The following is a 24,973-nucleotide window of genomic DNA, read 5'->3' on the forward strand; positions in this document are numbered from 1 at the left end:
GGGATGAATAAGAGCATGATGAAAGAAGAAGTCACAAAGCATTTGACGGAAAATATCATTCCTTTCTGGAAAGCATTAAGGGACGATACTTACGGTGGATATTATGGATATATGGACTACAATTTAAACGTAGACAAAACAGCAGAAAAGGGATGTATTTTAAACAGCAGAATCACCTGGTTTTTTGCGAATGCCTACATACTGCTGAAAGATGAAACCTTGCTGGACGAGGCAAGACACGGTTATGAGTTCCTGCGTGATCACTGCATCGACAAAGAAAATGGTGGAATCTTCTGGTCCATGACTTATGACGGAAAGCCACTTGACACAACAAAGCATACCTACAATCAGGCATTCTGCATCTATGCTCTTTCTTCCTATTACGATGCATCCGGGGATGAAGAAGCATTAAAGCTTGCCAAAGAACTGCAGCTTCTTATTGAAAGCAAATGTACGGATGAGGTTGGATATCTGGAAGCATTTACCAAAGACTTCCAGCCGGAATCCAATGAGAAGCTATCGGAAAATGGTGTGCTTGCCGAAAAAACCATGAACACACTGCTTCATGTGTTTGAGGCTTATACCGAGTTTTACCGGGTTTCCCATGATGAAGAGGTGGGGGAGCGGTTAAAGTGGATTATGGATGTATTTGCAGATAAGGTATACAATCCGAAACTTAAGAGACAGGAAGTATTCTTTGACAAGAACTACAACACCATCATTGATCTGTATTCTTATGGTCATGATATTGAGACAGCATGGCTGATGGACCGCGGTGTGGAAGTGCTTGGGGATGATCATTACAAAGAAAAAATGTCACCGATTACCGAGACTCTTGCAGAAAATGTCTACGAGGTTGCGTTTGACGGTCATTCTCTGGCAAATGAATGCTGCAAAGGGGAAGTGAATGACCACCGGATCTGGTGGGTACAGGCAGAGACTGTGATCGGATTCCTGAATGAATACCAGAAGCATCCGCAGAAAACGAAGTTTCTGGAGGCATCGGAGGCTGAATGGGAATTTATCAAAGAACACGTCATTGATAAGAGAACCGGTTCCGAGTGGTTCTGGGAAGTACATCCGGACGGCAGTCCGATTGCGGACCGTCCAATCGTAGAACCTTGGAAATGTCCGTATCATAACGGAAGAATGTGTATGGAAATAATAAGGAGACTTTAAACAATGCATGAAAGATATTATGTAGAACTGGCAAAGCAGGAAAAGCTGCTTTCACGTAAAAATGAAAAAAGTGACTTTTATAATGGTGTATTTGACCGTTATGTGAATCCCGTTCTTACAAGAGATATGATTCCGCTCACCTGGAGATATGACTTAAACGAGGAGACCAATCCATTCTTTATGGAACGTCTTGGAATCAATGCAGTCATGAATTCCGGAGCAATTTATTTAAACGGAAAGTATTATCTGGTTGCCCGTATTGAGGGAAATGACAGAAAGTCCTTCTTCGGCGTGGCAGAGAGTGATAACGGAATTGATAATTTCCGTTTCTGGGATTACCCGATCCTTCTGGATGATGTATGTCCGGAGGAGACAAACGTCTATGATATGAGACTGACACAGCATGAGGACGGATACATTTACGGAGTATTCTGTTCTGAGAGCAAAGATACCAGCGTGAACGATTTGTCTGCAGCCGTTGCAGCAGCAGGAATTGTCCGCACAAAAGATTTAAAGCACTGGGAGCGTCTGGAAAACTTAAAGACCCTTCGTTCCCCGCAACAGAGAAATGTCGTGCTGCATCCGGAATTTGTGGATGGAAAGTATGCATTCTATACCCGTCCGATGGATGACTTCATTGATACCGGAAGCGGAAGCGGTATTGGATTCGGTCTTTGCGAGGACATCACACATGCAGTCATTGACGAAGAAAAGATGACCAGCATCCGCAAGTACCATACCATTACCGAGGCAAAGAACGGTGCAGGTGCTACTCCGATCAAGACTGACCGCGGCTGGATTCACATTGCACACGGTGTAAGAAATACTGCAGCAGGTCTGCGCTATGTGATCTATGCATTTGCCACGGATTTAAACGATCCGTCTAAGGTAATTGCAGAGCCATCCGGACTGTTAATCGGACCAAGAGGTGAGGAGCGTGTCGGAGATGTATCCAATGTTGTATTTACCAACGGTGCAATCGTAAACGATAAGAACGAAGTATTTATTTACTATGCTTCTTCTGATACAAGAATGCATGTGGCGACTACAACGATTGACCGTCTGATTGATTATGTATTTAATACACCACAGGATCCGGGAAGAAGTGTACTGTGTGTACAGCAGAGATGCGACCTGATTAAGAAGAACTTAGAGTATTTAAAAAATCATAAATAAGAGGAGAGTTGATTATGAGTGAAGTAAAGATGCTGACAGCTCCGGTACCAAATGTACCATGGCAGGAGAGACCACAAGGATCTCAGAACGGAGCCCCGATCTGGAGATACAGTGAAAACCCGATTATCGGAAGAAATCCGTTAAAGGGTGTTGCAAGAATTTTTAACAGTGCGGTTATGCCATATGGTGATGCTTTCATCGGTGTGTTCCGTGGAGAGCAGACCAATGGTATTCCATATATTTATCTTGGACACAGCAAAGATGCCATCCACTGGGATTTTGAAGAAAACAAGATTCCGTTTGTGGATGAAAACGGCGAGCCGTTTATGCCAATCTATGCATACGATCCAAGACTTGTAAAAGTAGAAGACACCTATTATATCATCTGGTGTCAGGATTTCTACGGAGCAGCAATCGGCATGGCAAAAACAACAGATTTCAAGACGTTTACACGGATTGAGAATCCGTTCCTCCCATTCAACCGCAATGCCGTGCTGTTCCCTAGAAAGATCAATGGAAACTTCATGATGCTTTCCCGTCCTTCAGACAGTGGTCATACACCGTTTGGTGACATTTTCTTAAGTGAAAGCCCGGATCTGGTATACTGGGGCAAACACAGACATGTCATGGGCAAAGGAAGCGAATGGTGGGAGTCCTTAAAGATCGGCGGTGGTGCTGCTCCAATCGAGACTTCCGAAGGATGGCTCTTATTCTATCATGGGGTATCCGGTACATGTAACGGATATGTTTACTCCATCGGTGGGGCAATCCTTGACATTGATAATCCTTCCATCGTGAAGTATCGCTGTGAGAATTTCCTTCTGACTCCGGAAGAGTGGTATGAGGAGAGAGGTTTCGTTCCGAACGTATGCTTCCCATGTGCAACCATTCACGACAGTGCATCCGGAAAGATCGCGATCTATTATGGTGCAGCAGACAGTTACGTTGGCCTGGCATTTACAAAACTGGATGAGATTGTAGATTATATAAAAACAAACAGTGTTGTAACATCTGCAGATACAGAAATCGGAAGGAGATAGCTATGCATATTTCACCGGACGACAAGAGATTACAATATTGTGGAAGAATTGATTTTGATAATCCAAAAGCACCTGTACTTGTCTATGCGGCAAGTTTTGTACAGATTCGTTTTACCGGGACGCAGATCTCCGTGACACTGGAAAACAAACGTGCATACTGGTCGAGCCGGATGGGATATATATTGGACGGGAAGCAGGGGCAGTTCTTACTCACCTCGGATCCGGGGGCAGAAACGTATGTGATTGCCAGGGATCTTGAACATACAGAGCATACCCTCACTTTGTTTAAAAGAATGGACTCCTGCCATATCGTCACTTTACTGGGATTTGAATTGGGAAGCGATGCTAAGGTACTTACTCCGGCACCGCTTCCGTCCCGTAAAATCGAAGTTTTCGGAGACAGTGTTTCCTGCGGCGAAGTATCAGAGGCCGTAGATTATGCAGGAAAACCGGATCCGGAACACGATGGGGAATATTCAAACAGTTGGTATTCTTATGCGTGGATGACCGCGCGGAATCTGCATGCACAGTTGCATGACACATCACAGGGTGGTATCGCCCTTCTTGACAAAACCGGCTGGTTTATGGAGCCGGATTATCTGGGAATAGAATCCTGTTATGATAAAATAGAATACCAGCCGGAACTCAGTGAAGTAAAACCATGGGATTTTTCACGTTATACACCAGATGTTGTGATTTTTGCATTCGGGCAGAATGATAACCACCCGGATGATTATATGGCAGAAGATTATAACAGTGCACGTTCCGAAAACTGGCGGCAGCATTACCGCAGATTTTTAGAGCATCTTATGGAAGTATATCCGAAGGCAACCTTTATATTGACAACCACAATATTGGAACATAACGAAAACTGGGACATTTCCATTGAGGAAGTGTGCAAAACAGTAAACAGTCCGCGGGTACACCATTTCCTGTATTCACAGAACGGAAAAGGAACACCGGGGCATATCCGTATTCCGGAGGCAGAACAGATGAGTAAGGAACTTACCGCATTCATCGAAAGCCTCGGAGAGGAGATTTGGGATATGTAATCAATTTTTAAAAAAAATTGATTACATGATATAAGGAGTATAACAATGCAGATTGAATATGAAAGAGGTATTTCCAATCCGGGCAATCTGTACCGGATGAAAAAATTAATGGCAAGGGCAGAGGCCGGGGAAACATTAAACATTGGTTTCCTTGGTGGTTCTATCACGCAGGGATGTCTTGCATCCGCACCGGAGCTGTGTTATGCTTACCGCGTATTTCAGTGGTGGGAGAAAACATTTCCGCAGGCCAAATTTCATTATATCAATGCCGGAATCGGTGGAACAACATCACATTTCGGGACGGCTCGTGCCGAGTCCGATCTGCTTTCCCATAGACCGGATTTTGTTATCATTGAATTTTCGGTCAATGATGAATCGACGGAATTTTTCCGTGAGACATATGAAGGACTGGTACGCCGTGTATGGCAGGATAAAAACGAACCTGCTGTGATGCTGGTGCACAATGTTTATTATAATAACGGTGGAAATGCGCAGATCATGCACGGTCAGATAGCCAGACATTATCAGCTTCCGGCGGTCAGCATGCAGAGCAGTATTTATCCGGAGGTCGTTGCGGGGCGGATTCCAAACCGCGAGATTACAGAGGATGATCTGCATCCAAACGACAAAGGGCATGAGCTGGTTGCATCTGTGATTACCTATGCTTTGGATAAAATCCGCATGGCACAGACGGATGATGAAGAGCCGGAGTTTCCTGCACCGCTGACACAGAATTGCTATGAGAAAGCGGTTCGGTTGGATAATCGTAACTATGAGCCTGAAAATTACGGCTTTGTCAAAGATACCAGAGTGCAGGAAGAAGTCAAAGACTGTTTTAAGAACGGCTGGGCGGCAAAAGAAAAGGGCTCATCTCTTACATTTACGGTACAGGGAAGTGAGATTGCCGTGCAGTTTAAGCGCTGTGTGACGCAGCCGGCACCGGTGGCGCTTGCCATCGTTGATCACGATGAGGCACATGCGGTGACACTGGATGCAAATTTTGATGAGGACTGGGGCGATTCCCTGACACTCACTCCGGTTATGGTACACGGTGCAAACGGTACTCATACGGTGGAAGTGCGTCTGATCTCTGGGGATGAGACAATGCCAGCCGTATTTGAGCTGATTTCTGTAATCACATCGGAAAAATAAAAGGAGGAATGGAATGTTTCCAAAAGATTTTGTCTGGGGGGTGGCAAGCAGTGCCTATCAGGTAGAAGGAACCGACGCAAAAGATGGCCGGGGAAAAAATATCTGGGATGAGTTTGCACGCTCGGGCAGAGTATATGAACACCAGACCGCAGAGGTTTGCTGCGATCATATGCATCGGTACCGGGAAGATTTTGCACTGATGCGTATGCTTGGCATTAAAAACTATCGATTTTCCATCAGCTGGTCGCGGATTCTTCCGGAGGGAACCGGGAAGGTCAACGAGAAAGCTGTGCAGATGTATCGTGATATGATTCTTTGCATGAAAGAAAATGGAATTCGTCCGTTTATTACGCTGTTTCACTGGGAATTTCCGTATGAGCTGTTTAAAAAAGGCGGCTGGCTGAACGATGAGGTGGTACAGTGGTTTGGTGAATATGCAAAAGTTGTTGCTGAAAATTTCTCCGATCTGTGCAGTGATTTTATCACGATCAATGAGCCGCAGTGTGCGATTGGACTGGGACACTTAAATGGGGTACATGCACCGGGAATGAAATATTCCATTCCGGAGACTTTTCAGATGGCACACAATCTGATGAAAGCACATGGTCAGGCAGTCATCAATCTGCGCAAATATGCAAAACAGAAGATACGGGTTGGATATGCTCCGACTTGTGGCGTTGCGTATCCGGCGACAGAGAGTGCCGATGATATCGCAGCGGCAAAGAAAGTGTACTTTGGATTTGAAAATCCGATGGATAACTGGACTTGGAATGTGGCATGGTTTTCCGATCCGGTATTTTTAGGAGAGTATCCGAAAGAGGGGCTGGAAAAGTTTGCAGACTATCTTCCGGAGATTACCGAAGAAGACATGCAGCTGATTCATCAGCCACTTGATTTCATGGGACAGAATATTTACAACGGTTACATGATCCGCTGTGGAGCAGATGGAGACCCGGAGTATGTGGACCGTGCACCGGGCACAGCAAAGACAGGAACCGGCTGGCCGGTGACACCGGAGGCACTTTACTATGGCATCCGTTTCCTTACCGAGCGTTACAGACTGCCGCTTTATATTACGGAAAACGGGATGTCGGATCTTGACAATATTTCCGCAGACGGACAGGTGCACGACAGAGAGAGGATTACGTTTCTGGATGCGTATCTTGGAGCGGTACAGCGTGCGATTAACGAGGGAATGCCGGTGATCGGATATTTCCTCTGGACATTTCTGGATAACTTCGAGTGGGCAGAAGGTTACAAAGAACGTTTTGGACTTGTTTATGTAGACTACACAACCCAACGCAGGATTGCAAAAGATTCCGCATATTGGTACAGAGAGGTGATGAGAATGAATGGAGAAAATTTAAGTTGTAACCAGCCGTATAAGCAGATCCTTTTTATGGAGCCGGTATTTACCCACAATATTTGGGGTGGTACAAAGCTTCGTGAAGAGTATGGATATTCCATCGAGGGCGATGACATCGGAGAATGCTGGGGAATCGCAGCACATCCAAACGGAACCTGTACGATTGCAGACGGTGCGTATAAAGAAAAGAAATTATCCGATCTGTGGGAGGAACACAGAGAACTCTTTGGAAATACACAGGGGAAGGTATTCCCGCTGCTGATCAAGATTATTGATGCAAAGGCGGATTTAAGTATTCAGGTACATCCGGATGATACCTATGCTGCAGAGCATGAAAAAGGTTCTCTTGGCAAGATGGAGTGCTGGTATATCCTTGACTGTGAGCCGGATTCCAAGCTTGTTATCGGACACAATGCAAAGACACACGAAGAACTGGAAGACATGGTACACAACGGACGCTGGAGTGAGCTGATCCGTGAAGTTCCGGTAAAGAAAGGTGACTTTATTCAGATTGATCCGGGTACCGTGCATGCGATCAAAGGCGGTATCACCATCCTTGAAACCCAGCAGAATAGTGATATTACGTACCGTGTTTATGATTATGACCGTCTTTCCAATGGGAAGCCGCGTCAGCTTCACATTCAACAGAGTCTCGATGTCATCAAAGTTCCGGCAGCACCGCTTTCTGAGTGCATGATAAAGACCGGGGAGGCAGAGGCAAACAAACTGCAGAAGCTGATCGAGTGCAAGTACTATCAGGTATTCCACATGAAAGTCGAAGGTCAGGCTGAATTTGAGCAGGAATATCCATTCCTGATTGTCAGCGTGGTAGAAGGAAACGGACTCTTAAACCATACCAGTGTGAAGAAGGGAGATCATTTTATTCTTCCGTATGACTACGGTAAGGTTGAGATTGAGGGAAATCTGGAATTTGTTGCTTCTACGGTTTCTACGAAATAAGACTGGGTAACGGTTTGTAAAGGCATACATGATCCTTTGAGGAATGTATGCCTTTTTTATGTGCAAAACTTTGTTTGACAAAGTAAAATATTTATGTAAAATAATTATAACAGAATTTATCAATAAAGAAATCCATGAAAACATTGGAGGAATCGTATGGCGACAATTAAAGAAATTGCAGAAATCGTAGGGGTTTCGAGCTCAGCAGTTTCAAGGGTACTCAATTATGATGAGGGAATCTCTGTTAGTGATGAGACAAGAGAGGCGATCTTTGCCACAGCAGAGAAAATCGGATACAAAAAGAGAGTAATCTATCCCAAGATCGAAAATGTGGCATTGCTGTATTTTGTTGACCACGAGGATGAACTCGAAGATGTCTTTTACCACGGGGTAAAGGATGAGATAATAAAGCAGGCAAAAAAGATGAATATTCAGCTCAGTATCTATGACCGAAAGGACGGCATGGATCATGTTCCGAAAGATTTAAGTGCCTTTATTGCGATTGGATGGCTCACTAGAAAAGAAATCAATGCTTTGTATAAACGGTGCAAAAGGGGCGTGTTTATCGGCACATCCCCGGATGAAAAACTTTTTGATGCCGTGAAGCCCAATATGGATTCGTTTGTGACACAGATGGTTGATTACTTTGTGGAAAAAGGACATAAACGGATTGGATTTATCGGGGGCAGTGATAGAAATATTGACACCGGAAAACCTTCCATGGATATCCGGGAGTGGTCATTTCGACAGAGCGCTGCATACTATGGGTATCTCAATGAGGAGTACATTTTCATTTCCGAGAGATTTACGGTGGATGATGGCTACCGCATGGGAAAAGAACTGCTTAAAAAAGAGATACTGCCAACAGCACTTTGTGTGGCAAGTGACACACTGGCGGTGGGTGTGCTACAGGCTTTAAATGAAGGCAATATACAGATTCCGGAGCAGGTGGCGGTTTTTAGCATCAATGATGTGAATATTGCAAAGTATTTATCACCACCCCTTACTACTATTCATATTGATATTCCATGTATCTGTGAAACCGCGCTTGATCTGTTGCGAAACAGGGTACTATATGGCGGACGCGTAACCAAGCTGGTGTTTGTAAATGGAATTCCAGTTTTCCGGAAGAGTTGTTGAAAAAAGATGTTCGATTGCGAACATCTTTTTTTGTGCCTTTTTTGTATATATTGCATAAAATACAAAAATAAAAATTGGCAATATAGTGAAAAGTGTATTTGTGAGTATTGACATTATTAGGTTTAGATGATACATTCTTAATAAGTAAACAATTTACTTGAAAATTAGTAAAGATTTAATTTTGGAAAAGGGGGAACATTTATGAAAAGGAAGTTATTACATGCAGTCCTTGTAGCGAGCATGGCAGTAGCATTGTCAGGATGTGGAAACACATCTGGTATTAATGCTGATGCGGAGGAAACACAAAAAGCTACAGAAACAGAGAACATTGAAGAGGAGAGAGGCACAGAAGTTGCTGCCGCAGAACAGAAGGAAAATACAACAGGTACGCCAGATGAAAACGGAAATTATCTGATCAACGGAAGTTTTGAAGAACCAGATTTTTCCGGATGGACGGTGACAAACAACAATGATGTTACAGAGGAGTTAGATGTTTATGATCGTGAGACAGACTGTTTTACAGGTGCACAGTCACTGCATTTTTATTCAGGAAACAATCCGGTGGATTTTTCCATGAAACAGACAGTGAGTGGACTTGAGGATGGCACCTACAAACTAACCGCTCATATTCAGGGTGATGCAGCCGGGGATGAAAATCCGACCGTATATTTTTATGCGCTCGTGGATGGCGAAGAGGTAAAAGCAGATGGCAAATTGCAGGGGTATGTTAACTGGTATACGGTGGAAATCCCGGGCATTACGCCAACGGACGGAGCAATCACAGTAGGAGCACACGTGGCAACAGCACCGGGCGGCTGGGGAACCATTGATGATATTACACTTGTGAAGGAGTAGTTATGAAATTTATTAAGGGTATGGATATTTCCATGGTGAAAGAACTGGAACATTATGGTGCGTCCTATCGGCTGAACGGGAAAAAAGAAGATCTGTTTGCAATTTTAAAGACATGCGGAGCCAATAACGTAAGGATTCGGATTTGGCCGGATCCCTACGATGAAAACGGAAATTCTTACGGGGGAGGTGGAAATGATCTGGAGACCACCATTGAGATCGCAGAAAGAACTGTACAAAGCGGTATGGATTTTATGCTTGATTTCCATTATAGTGATTTCTGGGCAGATCCAGCCAAACAGGTAAAACCGAAAGCCTGGAAAGAATTAAGCGGAGAGGCACTGGAAACGGCGGTGTATCTGCATACCGTAGATACGTTAAAGGCATTGAAAAACCACAAGCTTGTGCCGACTATGGTGCAGGTTGGAAATGAGATTACAAAAGGGCTGTTGTGGCCGGACGGTTACATTGAACAGACCGAAAATATGGCACATCTTCTGCAGGCAGGGATTAAAGGGGTGCGCGAGGAGTGTCCGGACGCAAGGATCGTATTGCATCTGGATTTCGGAACGGATAATAAAATGTATCGACAGTGGTTTGATCAGGTTTCATCGTATGCGCTGGATTTTGATATTATTGGAATGTCGTATTATCCGCACTGGAACGGAAGTCTTTCACTTCTTCTGGATAATATGAATGATATCAGCAGCCGGTATGACAAAGATGTACTTGTTGCAGAGACTTCGATTGGTTATACTACGGAAACATTTGGCTGCAACGGAATCGTTTATTCGAAGGAGCATGAAAAAATCACTGGATACCCGGCAACACAGCAGGGGCAGGAAGCATTCTTGCGGGATTTGTTTGCAACGGTAAGAAGTGTAAACAATAAAAGAGGCATCGGCGTGTTTTACTGGGAACCGGCATGGTTGCCAATACCGGACTGTACGTGGGCAAGTAAGAGTGGCAGCAAGTACATGAAAGACAAGATGACAGCAGGAAATGCCATGGCAAATATGGCATTGTTTGACGAAAATGGAAACGCAAACAGCGCGCTGATAAACATGAAAACAATGTAAAGGAGGGCAATCATATGAAGAAAAAATTAATAACAGCTGTGCTGGCTGTAACAATGGCAGTGGGAATGTTGACTGGCTGTGGAAGTGGAACTGGAACCGGAAAAAGGGAAGCTTCTGGGGAAAAACTCGTGATTTGGACGAACATGAACGTGGAAGTGGATACCATTCAGAAATATGCAGATGAATGGGGAGAAAAGAACGGACGAAAGGTAGAAGTCATTCACCAGTCTCCATCTGTCCAGCAGTTTGCACAGGCAGTAAAAAGTGCTTCCGGACCGGATGCTGTGGTGGGGATTCCAAATGACCAGCTTGCAGATTATGTAAACGCAGATCTTACTGCAGAAGTGCCACAGGATCTGTATGCGGATCAGGATTTTTCCGATGCAGCCATCCAGGCATGTTATGTAGATGGAAAACGATATGCAGCACCACTTTCCGTAGAGACTACTGCACTGTTTTACAACACAGATCTTGTATCGGAAGTTCCAAAAACATGGGAAGAACTGGTCGATCAGGCAGCCACAGACGGAGGTGTACAGTTTGATGCAACAAGCATATACTACGATCTTGGTTTTGTGAGAGCCTGCGGAGGTTATATTTTTAAATATCAGGATGGGGCATATGACACGGCAGACATCGGTCTTGATAATGAGGGCAGTGTGGAAGCCTATGCCTTTATCAATGACCTGTGCAATAAATATAAACTGATCACGGCAGATGTGACAGCCGATATCGCAAGAAGTAATTTCCAGAACGGAAAATGTGCTTATTATATTGGTGGACCATGGGATATTGACGGTTTTACCTCTGCAGGAACTAAATTTGCTGTAGCAAAAATGCCAACTTTCCACGGACAGCCGTTTGTGACCCCGGTGGGTACACAGGTAAGTTTTGTGAGCAACAGCAGTAAAAATCAGGATGCAGCATGGGATTTTATTTCCTATCTGATGGAAAACGGTGCACTTGGCATGTATGAGGCGGGTGACCGTATACCGGCAAAACTGGCAGATCAGAAACTTGATGAGATCCAGAGTAATGCATACACACAGGCATTTGTCGAGCAGATCAATGATGGAGAGCCGATGCCGACCGTATCAGAAATGGGACAGCTCTGGAGTATCCACACAAACAATATCCGTTCGATGTGGTCTGGGGAGCAAACACCAGAGGAAGCTGCCAAAAATATGGTTACGCAGTTGAAAGAAGCGATTGAATTGATGAATTCAGGAAAGTAGTGATGGCATGAGAAAGAAAAAGAATGCGCTTGGGTATACTTATCTGGCACCGGCACTGATCTCGATTCTGTTGGTGACATGTCTGCCAATTATTTATACGGTGATTTTATCTTTTACTAATTACAACATGTATCATCTGACAGATTACACGTTTGTGGGTCTGGAAAATTATCTGACCGTATTTTCCGGAAGTATTAAAAATGTGTTTTTCCCGGTACTTGGGTGGACGATTTGTTTTGCGCTGTTAAGTACGGCAGGTTCCTATGCAATGGGACTGATTCTTGCCATTTTGTTAAACAATCCGCATATGAAAGAATCAAAAATTTACCGTGCAGTACTGATTGTGCCGTGGGCATTGCCATCTACGATTGCAATCCTCGCATGGCAGGGCCTGCTAAATGAGCAGTATGGTGGAATCAATAATTTACTGCATACAATCGGTATTGCCTGGAATGTACCGTGGCTGACCAATCCATTCTGGGCAAGGGTTGGGCTGATTATCGTGAATGTGTGGCTGGGATTTCCCTATATGATGAATGTCTGTCTTGGCGGACTACAGGCGATTTCTGGTGAATACTATGAGGCGGCTAAAATGGATGGGGCATCAAAATTTCAGTGCTTTAAGAGCATTACATTGCCGATGGTGACGAAACTTTCCATTCCTCTTGTAATTTCTTCGTTTGCGGCTAATTTTAACAATTTTGGAAATATATACATGATTACACAAGGTGGACCGGCGAGAGTGGATAACCAGTTTGCGGGTTATACGGATATCCTTGCTAGTACCACCTATAAGATGACCACATGGTCGAACCGGTATGAACTGTCTGCAACGTTCAGTGTGCTGATCTTTATCATTGTCGGAACATTTACGCTGATTAATATGCGGCTGTCCGGCTCATTTAAGGAGGTTGATTAAATGAAAAATAAAAAGAAAATATCCGCCTCAGAACAACGGACACTGTGGGGAAGCAGGGTGGTCATATGGATCACGATGATCGTGGTGCTGTTTCCGGTCATATGGATTGTTATGTCCTCTTTTTCCGCGGGTGACAGCTTTTTCCTGTCCTCATTGTTCCCTGAAAAATTCAGCATTGAACATTATGTGGAACTGTTTCGGGAAACGGATTTTGGAATCTGGGTTTTTAATTCCCTGAAGTTTTGCTTTATTGTAGCAATCATACAACTTGTGCTTACTTCACTTGCAGCGTATGCGTTTGCAAGACTGCGGTTTGTGGGAAGAAAATATGGGCTGATGGCACTTTTGATATTACAGGTGTTTCCAAACAGCATGGCAGTTGCCGGATACTATATTTTAATTTATAAGTTCGGGCTGGTGGACAACAGCTTTGCACTCATTCTTGTGCTTGCAGGTGGAAGTGCTTACAATATCTGGTTACTTAAATCTTATATCGATGGACTTCCGGTGGAATTGGATGAAGCTGCAATGGTGGATGGAGCAAATGAATTCCAGGTTTTTTATAAGATCATCATCCCGCTTGCAATGCCACAGCTTGCCGTGATCTTCCTGTTTTCGTTTATTGCAACATACAGTGAATATGTGATTACCTCAATCTTTTTGCAGACACCGGGAAAAATGACGCTTGCACTCGGACTGCAGTCCTTTATCAGTGATCAGTTTGCTGCGCACTGGACTTTGTTTGCTGCAGCAGCAGTGATTTCATCCCTGCCGATCATGATCATCTTTATGTGCTTACAGCGATTTATTCAGAATGGATTGGTTGCCGGAGGGGTAAAAGGATAAAATGAAATATCATCGGGGATTCTTCATGAAGATGGCAAAATAGGGACGAATGAGGATTTTTCCGGATTAGCGGGTCTTTTAGAATCTGCAATTTCTGGAGTACGTGCTTCTGCTGCATCGAGTACCAAAATTATGCTTCATCTGGATCAGGGTGGAAAAAATCAGTTGTATACCTGGTATTTTGGTGGATTATTGAAAGAGTCACCAAACTTGGATTTTGATGTATTTGGATTATCTTATTATCCAATGTGGCATGGAACCATGGAGGGGCTTCAGTATAATTTGAATTACTTGGCGACCACTTATAATAAAGAAGTGTGTGTTGTAGAAACTGCGTATGCATGGACAACGGAAGATGGTGATGGTGAAGGAAATGTATTCATTAGTGGAGATGAAGAAGTTGGAGGATATCCTGCAACAGTAGAAGGACAATTTGAATTTATGAATGATCTGGAATCAATCATTTTAAATGTACCAGATGATAAAGGTATTGGATATTTTTATTGGGAACCAGAATGGATACCTGTAGAAGGTGGAACATATGCTACATCTGCAGGGGTTGCGTATAAAAATGATACCGTAACTCCAAGTAATACATGGGATAACATGACGTTGTTTAATTTTCAGGGAAATGCATTAGATTCTATTAAGGTGCTTAATAAACCGTGTGAAAATTTATTGACAAATATCAGTTTTGAACAGAATGGGATAACTATTTCACCGAGTGGATGGAATGTATGGACAAGTGATTCGTCAGATGAAAATACTGTAAGAACAGAATATGGTGATGCATATGATGGAGATTACAAATTAACATTTTGGGATGATAAAGAGTATTCGTGTTCTGTATATAAAACGTATACAAATATTCCGAATGGAACATATAAATTCTCAATTTGGGCAAAGACAAATGGGAAACAGGATGTTTTACAACTTTATGCAAAAAATTATGGAGGAAGTGAGCTTGATACCACGATTGAAACAAGTGACATTAATTGGAATATTTTTAGTATAGACAAGATTGTTGTTACAAATCATACGTTGGAGATCGGGGTTTATTCTGTAGCAGGAGCAAATGACTGGTGTAACCTTGACTTGGCAATGTTAAGAAAAATTGATTAATTATATTTAAAATTTTTAAGGGGATGGTTTTGATCGTCCCCTTAATTTTTGAATTGTTCTTTGACTGGTGGAATCTTATGAAAAAGAAAATATGGAATAGGTGCAGAAAAAATGGTACGTTATGATAAGATTTTTTCTATCATTGATATTAAAGAAGAAAATATGAAAAAGTGGGGGGAAGTGCTTCCATTTTATAAGAATGTACAAAAAGAGGGGGTTATTCTTTGGAAGGCAGCTTAAAAGAACTTACACGATATCAGCACCTGTAGAGCAGAACATAATCTGTTTTACAGGTGCTTTTTTCAATTAATAAGGAACTGGTACTTTCGCCTCTTGTGAAAATGTCTAATTAAAAGACTAAAAAAAGACTAAAAAACTTTAAATTAAGTAATACTTTACAAATGTTTAATTTTCTATTAACTAAATATTGACTTAAAATTACTTTATGATATACTGAATTTATCAAATAAATAAAGCAATTGCACACTGGTTCCCATATTTTTACTGCACTCCCCAAGTATGCAGTACCCTCTCCCTGAAATATGGGAAGCAGCGTGCAATTGCTTTTTTATTAAGTGAAACCGGATAGATGGAGGGCACTGGAAGGTTTTTACAAGAAATGGAGAAGAAAGGAAAGGTAGAGCAAAAACATGAGAAGGGTAGGAAAACAGATTGTTGCCATCACGCTGGCAGCGGCAATGATGGGGTCACTGACACCGGAGGCATGCACATTTTTACAAAATGAGGTGGTGTATGCGGCGGAGACAAATGAAGCGTCAGCACCAACAGTAACACGTACAGAACTGTACAAAAATGAGGGCGCAAAAACAACAAAAACCATTGATTTTTCAGAATTGAAAGAAGATGACTGGAATGGTGAAGGAAAAATTACTTTTGCATATGATGAATCCATCAATGGCTCGTTGGGAAATGTGAATGAAGAGTATGAATTAACTGCAAAGGTAACACTGGATGAAACATCCTATCAGTCGCTGGATGCAGATAAAGCGCATCTGAATATCCAGGGTGTAACAAAACTGGGATCAAATTGGGGATGGAACAACAGTACGGATTGCCAGTGGCTGCAGAAGGATTCTTTTATGAAAGTTGGGGAGAATTATTCAGCTGATCTGAAAGTAAAGTTTTCAGGAATAACACCGGATACATTGATGGATGTTGAATTCGTTCTTGTGGGAACCGGATTTAAGGGAACTGTGACATTTTCAAATGTAGTTCTCACAAATTTATCAAGCGATAAACAGGAACTGACCAAACAGGAGCCAACCGTTCTTTCTGATTTAAATAATGAATCCCAGGTAAATCTGTGGGCAGGTGAAACCGGATATCAGTATTTCCACGGTGGAACAAAAAATGCTGCTCCGGAACTTTCCTATGACGCAAATGGCGGGGACGGAAGATTAAAAGTAAGCCTGAATTATACAGCCAACTCCGGCGAATCATGGAGTGAGGCAAAAGTGAAATTCACACCGAAGACACCGGCTGATATCAGCAATTATAATCAGGTGAGTGTGGATTTGATTTATCCGGAAAGCAGTAATATTTCCAAGATAAAATTTTTCTCCAACAGCGGAATCAATAAAGATACCAGCATAGATTCGTCCGAGGCAACAGATGCAGGAAACGGATATAAGAAAGTTACAGTTACTTTAGGATTTTCTCCATCTGCCACACCAATGGATGATCTGACAATCGGACTTATCGGAGCCAACAGTTCCTTTGCAGGGGATGTTTATCTGGATAATCTGATACTTTCCCAGAAGGATGCCAGTGGTGATTTTGTGACAATTACCGCAACACCGAATACAGACGGAACACAGGCAAAACCAGAAGCAACAGATAAAACCCTGACCATGACAGATCCGGATGCCAGCAATAGCGCAAAGGCATTGTATGCATATCTGCAGGGACTGACCGAAAGTGATCAGGTACTGTTTGGACATCAGAATGATGTGAGCCATTCCGTAGGAAACAACGATCTGGGAGATGTAAAAGATGTGACCGGTTCCGTCAGCGGTATTTTCGGCATTGACTCCCTGGCATTGTTTGGAAGCGAGGCTGGTGGTACGGATGCGGCATCTGCACTGCAGAGTTCCATTGACTACAGCAAAAAGGCGGCCCAAAACGGTGCAATCGTTACCTTATCCACCCATATGCCGAATTTCACCAATGCAAAGATTAAAAAGAATGCAGATGGAACCTACGATTTCTATAACTGTGATTTTAATGAAGCAAAAGATTTATCCGGTGATTCGTTAAAGAAGATTTTGCCTGGTGGAGAGAAGAATGAGGTATTTAAGGCATATCTTGATACGATTGCATTCTATGCCAATGCATTGGAAAAGGAGAATATCCCGGTGATTTTCCGGCCATTCCATGAGGATACCGGCGGCTGGTTCTGGTGGGGCAGTGCAAACACCGCAGAAAGTTACAGGAGTCTGTATGCATATACCAGAGATTATCTGGAATCCCAAGGCGTGCACAATATGCTTTATGTGTATTCGCCAAACGGACCGCTGGAGACCGAGGCAGAGTATATGTCGCGGTATCCGGGAGATGCCTGTGTAGACATTCTGGCATTTGATTATTACAACGACTTTAATACTTATCCGGCAGAGAGTGATACTTCATTCTTTGATCATCTGGATCAGACCTGTCAGGTTGTATCATCACTTGCAAAACAGCATAACAAGCTGGCTGCGATTTCGGAGACCGGTGTACGTGTGATGAAAAAGGATGGAAGTGATAACGAAGGGCTTCTTGTAAAAAATAATCCGGTCAGTGAGGCAAAGTCGGGTGTGAACTGGTATCAGAAAGTGAATGATATCGCAAAGAAAAACGACATGCCATATTATATGGTATGGGCAAATTTCAGCGATACCAATTTCTATGTGCCGTATAAGTACAGTGATACCATGGGACAGGAAATGATCAATGATTTCATTTCTTACTACAACAATGACGATTCAGTATTTGGAAACGGTACTAATTTCTATGGAAATATCGATAAGTACGCAGGAGTAAAGACGGATAATTACAAAGATGTCAGCGGATACATGGTAGCACCGTTTGATATGGATACGATTTTAAAGCCAACTGTGTTAAAGGCAAGTGTTTCTAATGCCGATGAGGTATCGTTTGTTGTAAAGGATACGACAAAAGGCAAACAGTTGACATTGCCGGCTGCAAAAGGCTCCGATGGATGCTATACGGCGCAGCTGACACAAAAGGAAATGGATCAGATCGGAAAAACAGATGTAGCATCCATTACACTTGTTGCAGATGGAAAAGAACTGTCCACGATCACAAATCTGAGTATCGGAAAAGAAAAGGACAAAGCTCCGGCAGGTGTGCTGGAAAATTTTGACTACTATGTCGGGAGTAATGGACTTCTGGATGCAGCTTACGGTGGAAATTCTGCCGCTGGATGCAGTTCGTCCTTTACGCTGGATCAGGAGCATAAGGCAGACGGTACATATGGTGCTGCATTTAATTACAAATTAAAAACAACCGGTTCGGAAGTCTGGACGGGTCTGGTAAATGCAAGTCTGGGCAATACAGATTTTTCAGCCTATAATGCATTGAAATTCTGGACAAAACTTGATGGAAAAGGGCAGAAGGTTGTTGTACAGATCAAGGCAGGAGGAGAAGAATATGAAGTATATCTGACCAATCTTGCGAAGACAGAAGATGCCTATGAAGTAACCGTTCCATTCTCAGCTTTTAAAGGGAAGACGGGTGGAAAACTTAGTGGGGATGCTTTAAAAGACGTGCAGGCATTCGGACTCTGGTGTAATTCCAACCCGGCAGGTTCCGCGGTAGATGTGGAATCGGTACTTTACTTTGATGCATTCAAAGGAACAACGATCAGTGACGCGGAAGCTGCGAAAGCAGATGCCGATGGTCTGATTGCGGTAAAACAGACCAGCCAGAGTGGAAATAATGGCGGAAATTCTTCCTCCGGCAGCAGCACCTCTGGTGGAAATTCCGGCAACACAACAACACCGGATACTGGAAATACAACACCAGATACAAAACCATCGGAAACCCGGAAAACGGACAAAACATTTGAGAATATTGCAAAAGATACAAATGCGATACTTACCGTTGAAAAGAACGATAAGGGAGAAGTGACAGATGCCCGGGCACAGCTGGACAAAACAGTAAAGAATGCTTCCGAGACAAAGAAGACTACAATTTCATCAGATGTGGTCGCAAAATTAGTCAAAGAGGCAGGAACCAGCGACATCACGATTACCCAGACAACAAAGAACGCTTCCGGCAAAGTGATGAACAGCGTATCTGTCAATGCGAAGGATCTGCAGGCAGGCAAAAAGCTGACACTTGTAAAAGTTGATAAAAAGACAGGAGAAAAAGTCCTGATCAGCAGCAGAACTTATAAGGTTTCCAAAGACGGAACTGTGACAGCGGATACCAAAGATGCCGGTGATTATGTACTGCTGAATGAGAAGGATGCAAAAGCCCTGAGCAGTAAAATCTTAAAGAGTGTTGCATTAAAGGATACCAAGAAAACGGTTGCAAACGGAAAGAAGGCAAAAGTTACTTTTGATAAGAAGCTGAACATGGAAAATGTAAAGAAGATCACTTATACATCTTCCAAAAAGTCGGTTGTAACAGTGAATAAAAATGGTACAATTGTCGCAAAGAAAGCTGGCAAAGCAGTTGTGAAAGTAAAAGTCACTTTAAAGAACGGAAAGACAAAGACTGTAAAGATGACGATCAAAGTGACAAAGTAAATGTACAGGAGTTTCGTCAAAATTTTTAATAAGAAAAAGACGGTTTCGCAGGAAATCGTCTTTTTTCTTACCCATAATTGTAAAGAGAAGCGTGTGTTTTTTTTCGGGGAACTGATTGTAATTTCAGGAACCTTTGTTTATACTAAAATCGATAGAAAAGAGAATGAGAAGGAGAACATTTATTATGGCAGGAAAACACATTTCCATTCCGGCACTTTTAAAGATCGGTGCGGGTGCATTGGATAATCTGGGGATTTACTTAAAAGAGTTACAGTTACAGAAAGTAGTTGTATTATTTGGAAACGGTCTTGTAGAAATGTTTGGTTCTACCGTTATGGAAGCATTGCAGCAGGAGGACATTGATATTTTAGAATATCAGGAACTTGATACCGTGCGGTTGGAAGATCTGACCAGTCTTGCATTTTCCATGCCGGCGAAGACGCAGGCAGTCATCGGCATCGGTGGCGGAAAAGTGATTGATGGTGCGAAATATTGTGGATTTCTGCGAAATCTGCCGTTTATCAGCATCCCGACATCGGCATCGAGCGATGGCTTTTCAAGTGCCAGTGCTTCCCTTCTGGTGGAAGGACGCCGCAAGTCCGTTCCGGCAAAACTTGCATATGGGATTGTGGTGGATACAAGGATTATCCGCAGTGCACCGGAGAAATTTTTATATTCCGGAATCGGCGATATGGTATCAAAAATTACGGCACTGTATGACTGGATTTTTGAGGAAGAACATGGGTACGGAAAAGTCAATGATTTTGCTGTCATGATTGCAAAGAAAGCAGTCAACAGTTTTGTGCGCACACCGTTTACTTCGATACAGGATGATCTGTTTTTAAAGGAACTTCTGGATTCTCTTGCAATGAGCGGAATTGCAAATGAGATTGCGGGCAGCAGTGCGCCAACGAGCGGCAGCGAACATCTGATTTCCCATGCGCTGGACAAGATGCTTGAGCATCCGCAGCTTCATGGTATTCAGGTTGGCATTGCAACCTATCTGATGAGTGTTGTGCAGGATCATCGTTACCGGAGGGTAGACACAATTTTTATGCAGACGGGGTTCTGGGATTATGTAAAAACACTGGATCTTCGGCGGGAGGATTTTGAGAAAGCAGTTGATCTGGCACCGTCGATCAAACCGTTCCGCTATACGTATCTGCATGAGCAGCAATATAGGGATCGCGCGAAGGAACTCCTGCATACAGATGCGCGGCTGCAGGAAATCCTGAAATAGAGAGGAAAATAAATTACAGGATATACAATGATAAAAGTAGCAATATGTGATGATGATATACAATTTATTTATAAATTGGAACAAAGTATTTTTCGGTTTGCAGAAATGAAAAGAATAAAAGTGGATGTTGACGGTTATACAAGTGGAGCAGAATTTATTCAAAAACTGCAGCAAAGCGAAAGGTATGATTTGTTATTTTTGGATATTGAATTAGGGGACAGCTCGGGGATTATCGTTGGAAACTGGATTCGATCCCAGATCCAATATGAATCCATGCAGATTGTTTTTGTATCGGCAAAAGAAATGTATGCCATGCAGCTTTTTGATCTGCGTCCAATGAATTTCCTCGTGAAACCCATACAACAGGAACGAGTAGATTATATATTAGATGAATATGAAAGGCTGTATCAGTTTCAGCCACATATTATAGAAATTGGGAAAGGAAGAAATTCGATACGGATAGAAGAACATTCTGTTTTTTATTTGCAGAGCCTTGCCAGAAAAATTCAAGTGGTAACAGCAAATGATACATTATGTGTTTATGGAAAACTTTCGGAGGTTATTCCTGCGTTGAATCCGCATTTATTCTGTGTGGTACATAAATCTTATGTCATTAATCTGCGGTATGCAGAATCTTTTCAGAAAGACAGCGTACACATGATCAATGGGGATGACATTCCGGTCAGTCGGTCTATGAAAAATAACCTTGATCATGCAATTGTGGAAAAGATGAGGTGTGGCGGGTGAATAACATAGAAAGAATATTTGAAGCGGTATGTAACATATTAAGTGTGTATGTAAGTTTTAAAGTGACGGATATTTTTCTGGAAAAGAAAAGAAAACTGCCATGGATGGCAAATATTGTTTATGTGCTCGTATGGCTTATTAATACAGTTGTTGCATTTGGTTTTCGAAATGCCATGGGAACTACGGTGAGTATGGTACTGCTTCTCTGGGCGGCAGAAGGTATATTGTATGAAGGAAGTATACTGCAGAAAATAATGGCAGGTTGTTTTACAGTATTGCTGGGGCTTACCATTGAATTTATCATGTATTATTATCTGGGAGATTTTTCTTTGTTTTCCGAAGGGCGGGCAATGGGAACCATCACAGGTGCAATGGTCAATCTGCTCATAGCAATGGGAATAAGACAGGTGATATGTCGGCGAAGGGTTATGGAAACACAGAACTATTACTTTATGATTCTTGTATTAGCCGGAAATATTGTCTGGATATATGCTCTTGAGAGTGTATCCGGCGAAAATTCGCCAAAAACAGTATTATCACTGGCTATTATGATCGTTGTAGATCTTGGAATGTTCTATTTGTATGACCGTTTGGGAGAAGCTTATCAGGATAAAATGCAGCAACGGCTTTTAAAGGAACATATGATGGCCTATCAGGAGCAGATGCATATCATGCAGCAGAATCAGAAAAAGCTGGATTCTTTGCGGCATGACATGAAAAACCATATGTATCTTCTGCAGACAAATCTTAATGAAGGAAGGTATGATAAGGCACAGGAATATGTAAATAAAATGAGTGAGCATTTGCAGACGGAGCATAAGTATGTGAATACGGGGAATCTGGAACTGGATATGATTTTGAATCATAAACTGGCAAAAGCGGAGGCAATGTCCTGTCAGATTCAGTCGCAGATCGTGATTCCGTGCCAGTTGCCAGTGGATGGATATGACTGGAATGTTTTGTTTGGAAATCTGTTGGACAATGCAATTGAGGCAATGGAGCAGATAAAAGATCGTTTTTTGGAGATTCGGATACAATATGACAGGGGAATTCTGGGGATACAGGTGAAAAATACGTTTGATGGAAAAGTCAATAAACAGGGAGAACGTTTACTGACAAGGAAGAAACAACAGGCATTGCATGGAATCGGTATGCAGAATATTTCAGATGTTGTAGACAAATACGGGGGATGGAAATCTATAAATATCGATGAAAATATATTTGAGGTTCAGATTGTGTTATATCTTTGAAAAAATCCCATGGTGTATGCTATGGGATTTTTAATGCAGATTTTGACGAAAATCAAACCAATTTTAACATGCAGAAAGAATAATGGGAAAAATGAAGTATAGTATACACAAGAGAGGGGAAATAGCCATGAAAAATATTTTAAAAATAATGCTTATGATGATTACAATTTTTACGATAGCAGGTTCTGCTGTGTATGCCGCGGAAATACCGGTTTCCGATCAGGATCAGTTAATAACGAGCCGTGATTGGACAGAAATCAGTAATTTACAGGATGAAATGAAAAAAGAAGAGCCGGATGCAACCATCGATTATGACAAGGCATTAAAAGTATATGTGGATTGTAATCTTATAAAATTGCAGACGGCAGATACGAAAAAACTCACAAGTGCTCTGGAAAGTGCAAATTATGTATGGGTCATTCCTTTTAAAATGGAAAAGACATATGGAATGTTTACCGTAGCCAAAGGACTTCCTTTGAGTGAAGAAGCAAAGTCTGTATTGACAAAAGCAGAACAGGAAGAAGTAAAAAATCATGCTGGAAAATGGATGATTACAGAGACAGCAGAACATACAGTGGAACCTTACTATGATATACTTCTGGAAAAACGAGAGGCATTATCGGACTGTACGAGAGTAGTACTGGTGGGAAGTCAACCGGGAATGAGACAGCCGGTTGCACTTGGGATGGATGATGAAACAGCACGTATCTGGATTTCGTTGGGGTATCAGTATCCGGTTATGGAGAAAATTCCGGAAACTCAAAATGTGGAAAGCGGTGTCTATTCATTTGATTCTGTAGCGGAGATTTCAGATACTTATATTGAAGATTCTGAGGTAAGTACAGGAGCTGGAGTACAGAGCAGAAGTTCGATGAAATATGTGGCTGGCATTGGAATTATAGTGATAGGAAGCATATTAATCCTTAGTGTTTTAAAGAAAAAGAAATTGGAGGATTATGAATGAAGAAAATCAGTCTGTACTTATTAATTTTTACAATGCTATATTGTCTGTGTGCGTGTGGAAAAAATTCTGATGCAAAATCAAACAGTAGAGACGATGATGGCAGAAAAGAACAAAAGATAATCATATCATCAATTCAGGTTGCTTCAAATACGAAGGTTATGCGTGCAAAGGTGTTCCTTCCGAACGTAAAATATTTGGAAGGAACAAATTATTGGTTAGGTGGGTTAGATACTACCAGTAAGGTGGATGTAATAGATACAGGTGATGGTATTCAGATCAATGTATGCGGCTTTTATTCCGATGATACTGCGTGGAAAAATCCGAAAGTATATAAGGGATTTCAATCACCGGATAATTCAAATACGCCATTAAAAAATGTTTTGGTTAAGGGAAAAGTTGTTCCAATGAAGGAGAAGATGTTAAAAGCGGATGTTAAGAAAACAAAAAAAACAATCCCTGTTGAAATTACACCTTATACGGTTAGTATTTGTCCCGTCAATGACTGGAGAGAAAAAGGGTGTTTTTATCATGTAGTTGCAACAACAAAAGACGGAAAGCAATATTCCATAGGAGAGTTACCTCTTACCGATGACAGAAAAGGAACTGAAAAAAAGAAACATCCTTTCATGGATGGTACAGATCTTGAAGAGCTTGGAGATGGCTATGCATCTGCAAGTGAAATGAAATATTGTGGGGCTCGTTATATTTTCAATCAGAAGATTGATATCACACAGATAGAACAGATAGAAATAATAAAATATAAAATCAGCAGATGATATAGGTATAAAAACAGGTCATAAATTTGTTGACGCTGACAGGAAACCATGTTAGGATGATGGCAGAGACTATCAATGAAGTGACAGGGGAATGAGTTTTTGA

The 24,973-nt window shown here is 42.2% G+C and carries 20 protein-coding genes; all 20 read left to right on the forward strand.

Annotated features, from left to right (window positions below; genetic code table 11):
• Positions 1 to 3 precede the first annotated feature (3 nt).
• The 20 genes from M72_RS05500 (at position 4) to M72_RS05590 (ending at position 24,870) form a co-directional block, all read left to right on the forward strand.
• On the forward strand, positions 4 to 1,179 hold the full coding sequence (locus M72_RS05500) for an AGE family epimerase/isomerase (protein WP_055067481.1): 1,176 nt from the start codon (positions 4 to 6) through the stop codon (positions 1,177 to 1,179).
• 3 nt (positions 1,180 to 1,182) lie between these two features.
• Positions 1,183 to 2,355, forward strand: a complete 1,173-nt coding sequence (locus M72_RS05505) for a glycoside hydrolase family 130 protein (RefSeq protein ID WP_055067482.1) — start codon at positions 1,183 to 1,185, stop codon at positions 2,353 to 2,355.
• 14 nt (positions 2,356 to 2,369) lie between these two features.
• Positions 2,370 to 3,395 carry a glycoside hydrolase family 130 protein gene (locus tag M72_RS05510; RefSeq protein WP_055067483.1) on the forward strand — a complete coding sequence of 342 codons (1,026 nt, stop codon included), beginning with the start codon at positions 2,370 to 2,372 and terminating at the stop codon, positions 3,393 to 3,395.
• A gap of 2 nt (positions 3,396 to 3,397) precedes the next feature.
• The gene (locus M72_RS05515) at positions 3,398 to 4,447 is read left to right on the forward strand and encodes an SGNH/GDSL hydrolase family protein (protein ID WP_055067484.1); all 1,050 of its coding nucleotides are present in this window, start codon (positions 3,398 to 3,400) and stop codon (positions 4,445 to 4,447) included.
• 45 nt (positions 4,448 to 4,492) lie between these two features.
• Positions 4,493 to 5,599: an SGNH/GDSL hydrolase family protein gene (locus M72_RS05520; RefSeq protein WP_055067485.1), complete on the forward strand. Its 1,107-nt coding sequence runs from the start codon at positions 4,493 to 4,495 to the stop codon at positions 5,597 to 5,599.
• 13 nt (positions 5,600 to 5,612) lie between these two features.
• Positions 5,613 to 7,925 (forward strand): GH1 family beta-glucosidase, encoded by a 2,313-nt coding sequence (locus M72_RS05525; RefSeq protein ID WP_055067486.1) that lies wholly within the window; start codon positions 5,613 to 5,615, stop codon positions 7,923 to 7,925.
• A 156-nt stretch (positions 7,926 to 8,081) separates the two neighbouring features.
• A complete protein-coding gene (locus M72_RS05530; protein ID WP_022046099.1) occupies positions 8,082 to 9,065 on the forward strand; it encodes a LacI family DNA-binding transcriptional regulator in 984 nt (327 codons plus the stop codon).
• Between the two features lie 201 nt (positions 9,066 to 9,266).
• Positions 9,267 to 9,920 (forward strand): hypothetical protein, encoded by a 654-nt coding sequence (locus M72_RS05535; protein ID WP_055067487.1) that lies wholly within the window; start codon positions 9,267 to 9,269, stop codon positions 9,918 to 9,920.
• A 2-nt stretch (positions 9,921 to 9,922) separates the two neighbouring features.
• Positions 9,923 to 10,996 (forward strand): glycoside hydrolase family 53 protein, encoded by a 1,074-nt coding sequence (locus M72_RS05540; RefSeq protein WP_055067488.1) that lies wholly within the window; start codon positions 9,923 to 9,925, stop codon positions 10,994 to 10,996.
• Between the two features lie 14 nt (positions 10,997 to 11,010).
• A complete protein-coding gene (locus M72_RS05545) occupies positions 11,011 to 12,231 on the forward strand; it encodes a sugar ABC transporter substrate-binding protein (protein WP_055067489.1) in 1,221 nt (406 codons plus the stop codon).
• A gap of 7 nt (positions 12,232 to 12,238) precedes the next feature.
• On the forward strand, positions 12,239 to 13,150 hold the full coding sequence (locus tag M72_RS05550; RefSeq protein ID WP_022046095.1) for a carbohydrate ABC transporter permease: 912 nt from the start codon (positions 12,239 to 12,241) through the stop codon (positions 13,148 to 13,150).
• On the forward strand, positions 13,151 to 13,996 hold the full coding sequence (locus M72_RS05555) for a sugar ABC transporter permease (RefSeq protein WP_022046094.1): 846 nt from the start codon (positions 13,151 to 13,153) through the stop codon (positions 13,994 to 13,996).
• A 6-nt stretch (positions 13,997 to 14,002) separates the two neighbouring features.
• Entirely contained in the window at positions 14,003 to 15,118 is a 1,116-nt protein-coding gene (locus M72_RS05560; protein ID WP_082413800.1) for a glycosyl hydrolase 53 family protein, read from the forward strand.
• 111 nt (positions 15,119 to 15,229) lie between these two features.
• Positions 15,230 to 15,358 (forward strand): hypothetical protein, encoded by a 129-nt coding sequence (locus M72_RS17540; RefSeq protein ID WP_261291793.1) that lies wholly within the window; start codon positions 15,230 to 15,232, stop codon positions 15,356 to 15,358.
• A 410-nt stretch (positions 15,359 to 15,768) separates the two neighbouring features.
• Entirely contained in the window at positions 15,769 to 19,893 is a 4,125-nt protein-coding gene (locus M72_RS05565) for a glycosyl hydrolase (protein WP_055067491.1), read from the forward strand.
• 181 nt (positions 19,894 to 20,074) lie between these two features.
• On the forward strand, positions 20,075 to 21,133 hold the full coding sequence (locus M72_RS05570; protein ID WP_141652703.1) for an iron-containing alcohol dehydrogenase family protein: 1,059 nt from the start codon (positions 20,075 to 20,077) through the stop codon (positions 21,131 to 21,133).
• A 27-nt stretch (positions 21,134 to 21,160) separates the two neighbouring features.
• The gene (locus M72_RS05575; RefSeq protein WP_022045048.1) at positions 21,161 to 21,880 is read left to right on the forward strand and encodes a LytR/AlgR family response regulator transcription factor; all 720 of its coding nucleotides are present in this window, start codon (positions 21,161 to 21,163) and stop codon (positions 21,878 to 21,880) included.
• Positions 21,877 to 23,130, forward strand: a complete 1,254-nt coding sequence (locus M72_RS05580; RefSeq protein ID WP_055067493.1) for a sensor histidine kinase — start codon at positions 21,877 to 21,879, stop codon at positions 23,128 to 23,130. Before M72_RS05575 ends, M72_RS05580 begins: the two co-directional genes overlap by 4 nt.
• A 127-nt stretch (positions 23,131 to 23,257) precedes the next feature.
• On the forward strand, positions 23,258 to 24,094 hold the full coding sequence (locus M72_RS05585) for a hypothetical protein (RefSeq protein WP_055067494.1): 837 nt from the start codon (positions 23,258 to 23,260) through the stop codon (positions 24,092 to 24,094).
• Positions 24,095 to 24,288: 194 nt separating this feature from the next.
• The gene (locus tag M72_RS05590; protein ID WP_155175294.1) at positions 24,289 to 24,870 is read left to right on the forward strand and encodes a hypothetical protein; all 582 of its coding nucleotides are present in this window, start codon (positions 24,289 to 24,291) and stop codon (positions 24,868 to 24,870) included.
• Positions 24,871 to 24,973: the final 103 nt, after the last annotated feature.

The organism is Roseburia faecis (assembly GCF_001406815.1).
GTDB classification, from domain to species: domain Bacteria; phylum Bacillota; class Clostridia; order Lachnospirales; family Lachnospiraceae; genus Roseburia; species Roseburia faecis.

Coding starts and splice junctions, on each gene's coding strand:
- M72_RS05555 (WP_022046094.1), top strand. CDS start 13,151: ATGAAAAATAAAAAGAAAATATCCGCCTCAGAACAACGGACACTGTGG.
- M72_RS05575 (WP_022045048.1), top strand. CDS start 21,161: ATGATAAAAGTAGCAATATGTGATGATGATATACAATTTATTTATAAA.
- M72_RS05540 (WP_055067488.1), top strand. CDS start 9,923: ATGAAATTTATTAAGGGTATGGATATTTCCATGGTGAAAGAACTGGAA.
- M72_RS05530 (WP_022046099.1), top strand. CDS start 8,082: ATGGCGACAATTAAAGAAATTGCAGAAATCGTAGGGGTTTCGAGCTCA.
- M72_RS05505 (WP_055067482.1), top strand. CDS start 1,183: ATGCATGAAAGATATTATGTAGAACTGGCAAAGCAGGAAAAGCTGCTT.
- M72_RS05535 (WP_055067487.1), top strand. CDS start 9,267: ATGAAAAGGAAGTTATTACATGCAGTCCTTGTAGCGAGCATGGCAGTA.
- M72_RS05565 (WP_055067491.1), top strand. CDS start 15,769: ATGAGAAGGGTAGGAAAACAGATTGTTGCCATCACGCTGGCAGCGGCA.
- M72_RS05500 (WP_055067481.1), top strand. CDS start 4: ATGAATAAGAGCATGATGAAAGAAGAAGTCACAAAGCATTTGACGGAA.
- M72_RS05525 (WP_055067486.1), top strand. CDS start 5,613: ATGTTTCCAAAAGATTTTGTCTGGGGGGTGGCAAGCAGTGCCTATCAG.
- M72_RS05585 (WP_055067494.1), top strand. CDS start 23,258: ATGAAAAATATTTTAAAAATAATGCTTATGATGATTACAATTTTTACG.
- M72_RS05515 (WP_055067484.1), top strand. CDS start 3,398: ATGCATATTTCACCGGACGACAAGAGATTACAATATTGTGGAAGAATT.
- M72_RS05550 (WP_022046095.1), top strand. CDS start 12,239: ATGAGAAAGAAAAAGAATGCGCTTGGGTATACTTATCTGGCACCGGCA.
- M72_RS05520 (WP_055067485.1), top strand. CDS start 4,493: ATGCAGATTGAATATGAAAGAGGTATTTCCAATCCGGGCAATCTGTAC.
- M72_RS05510 (WP_055067483.1), top strand. CDS start 2,370: ATGAGTGAAGTAAAGATGCTGACAGCTCCGGTACCAAATGTACCATGG.
- M72_RS17540 (WP_261291793.1), top strand. CDS start 15,230: ATGGTACGTTATGATAAGATTTTTTCTATCATTGATATTAAAGAAGAA.
- M72_RS05545 (WP_055067489.1), top strand. CDS start 11,011: ATGAAGAAAAAATTAATAACAGCTGTGCTGGCTGTAACAATGGCAGTG.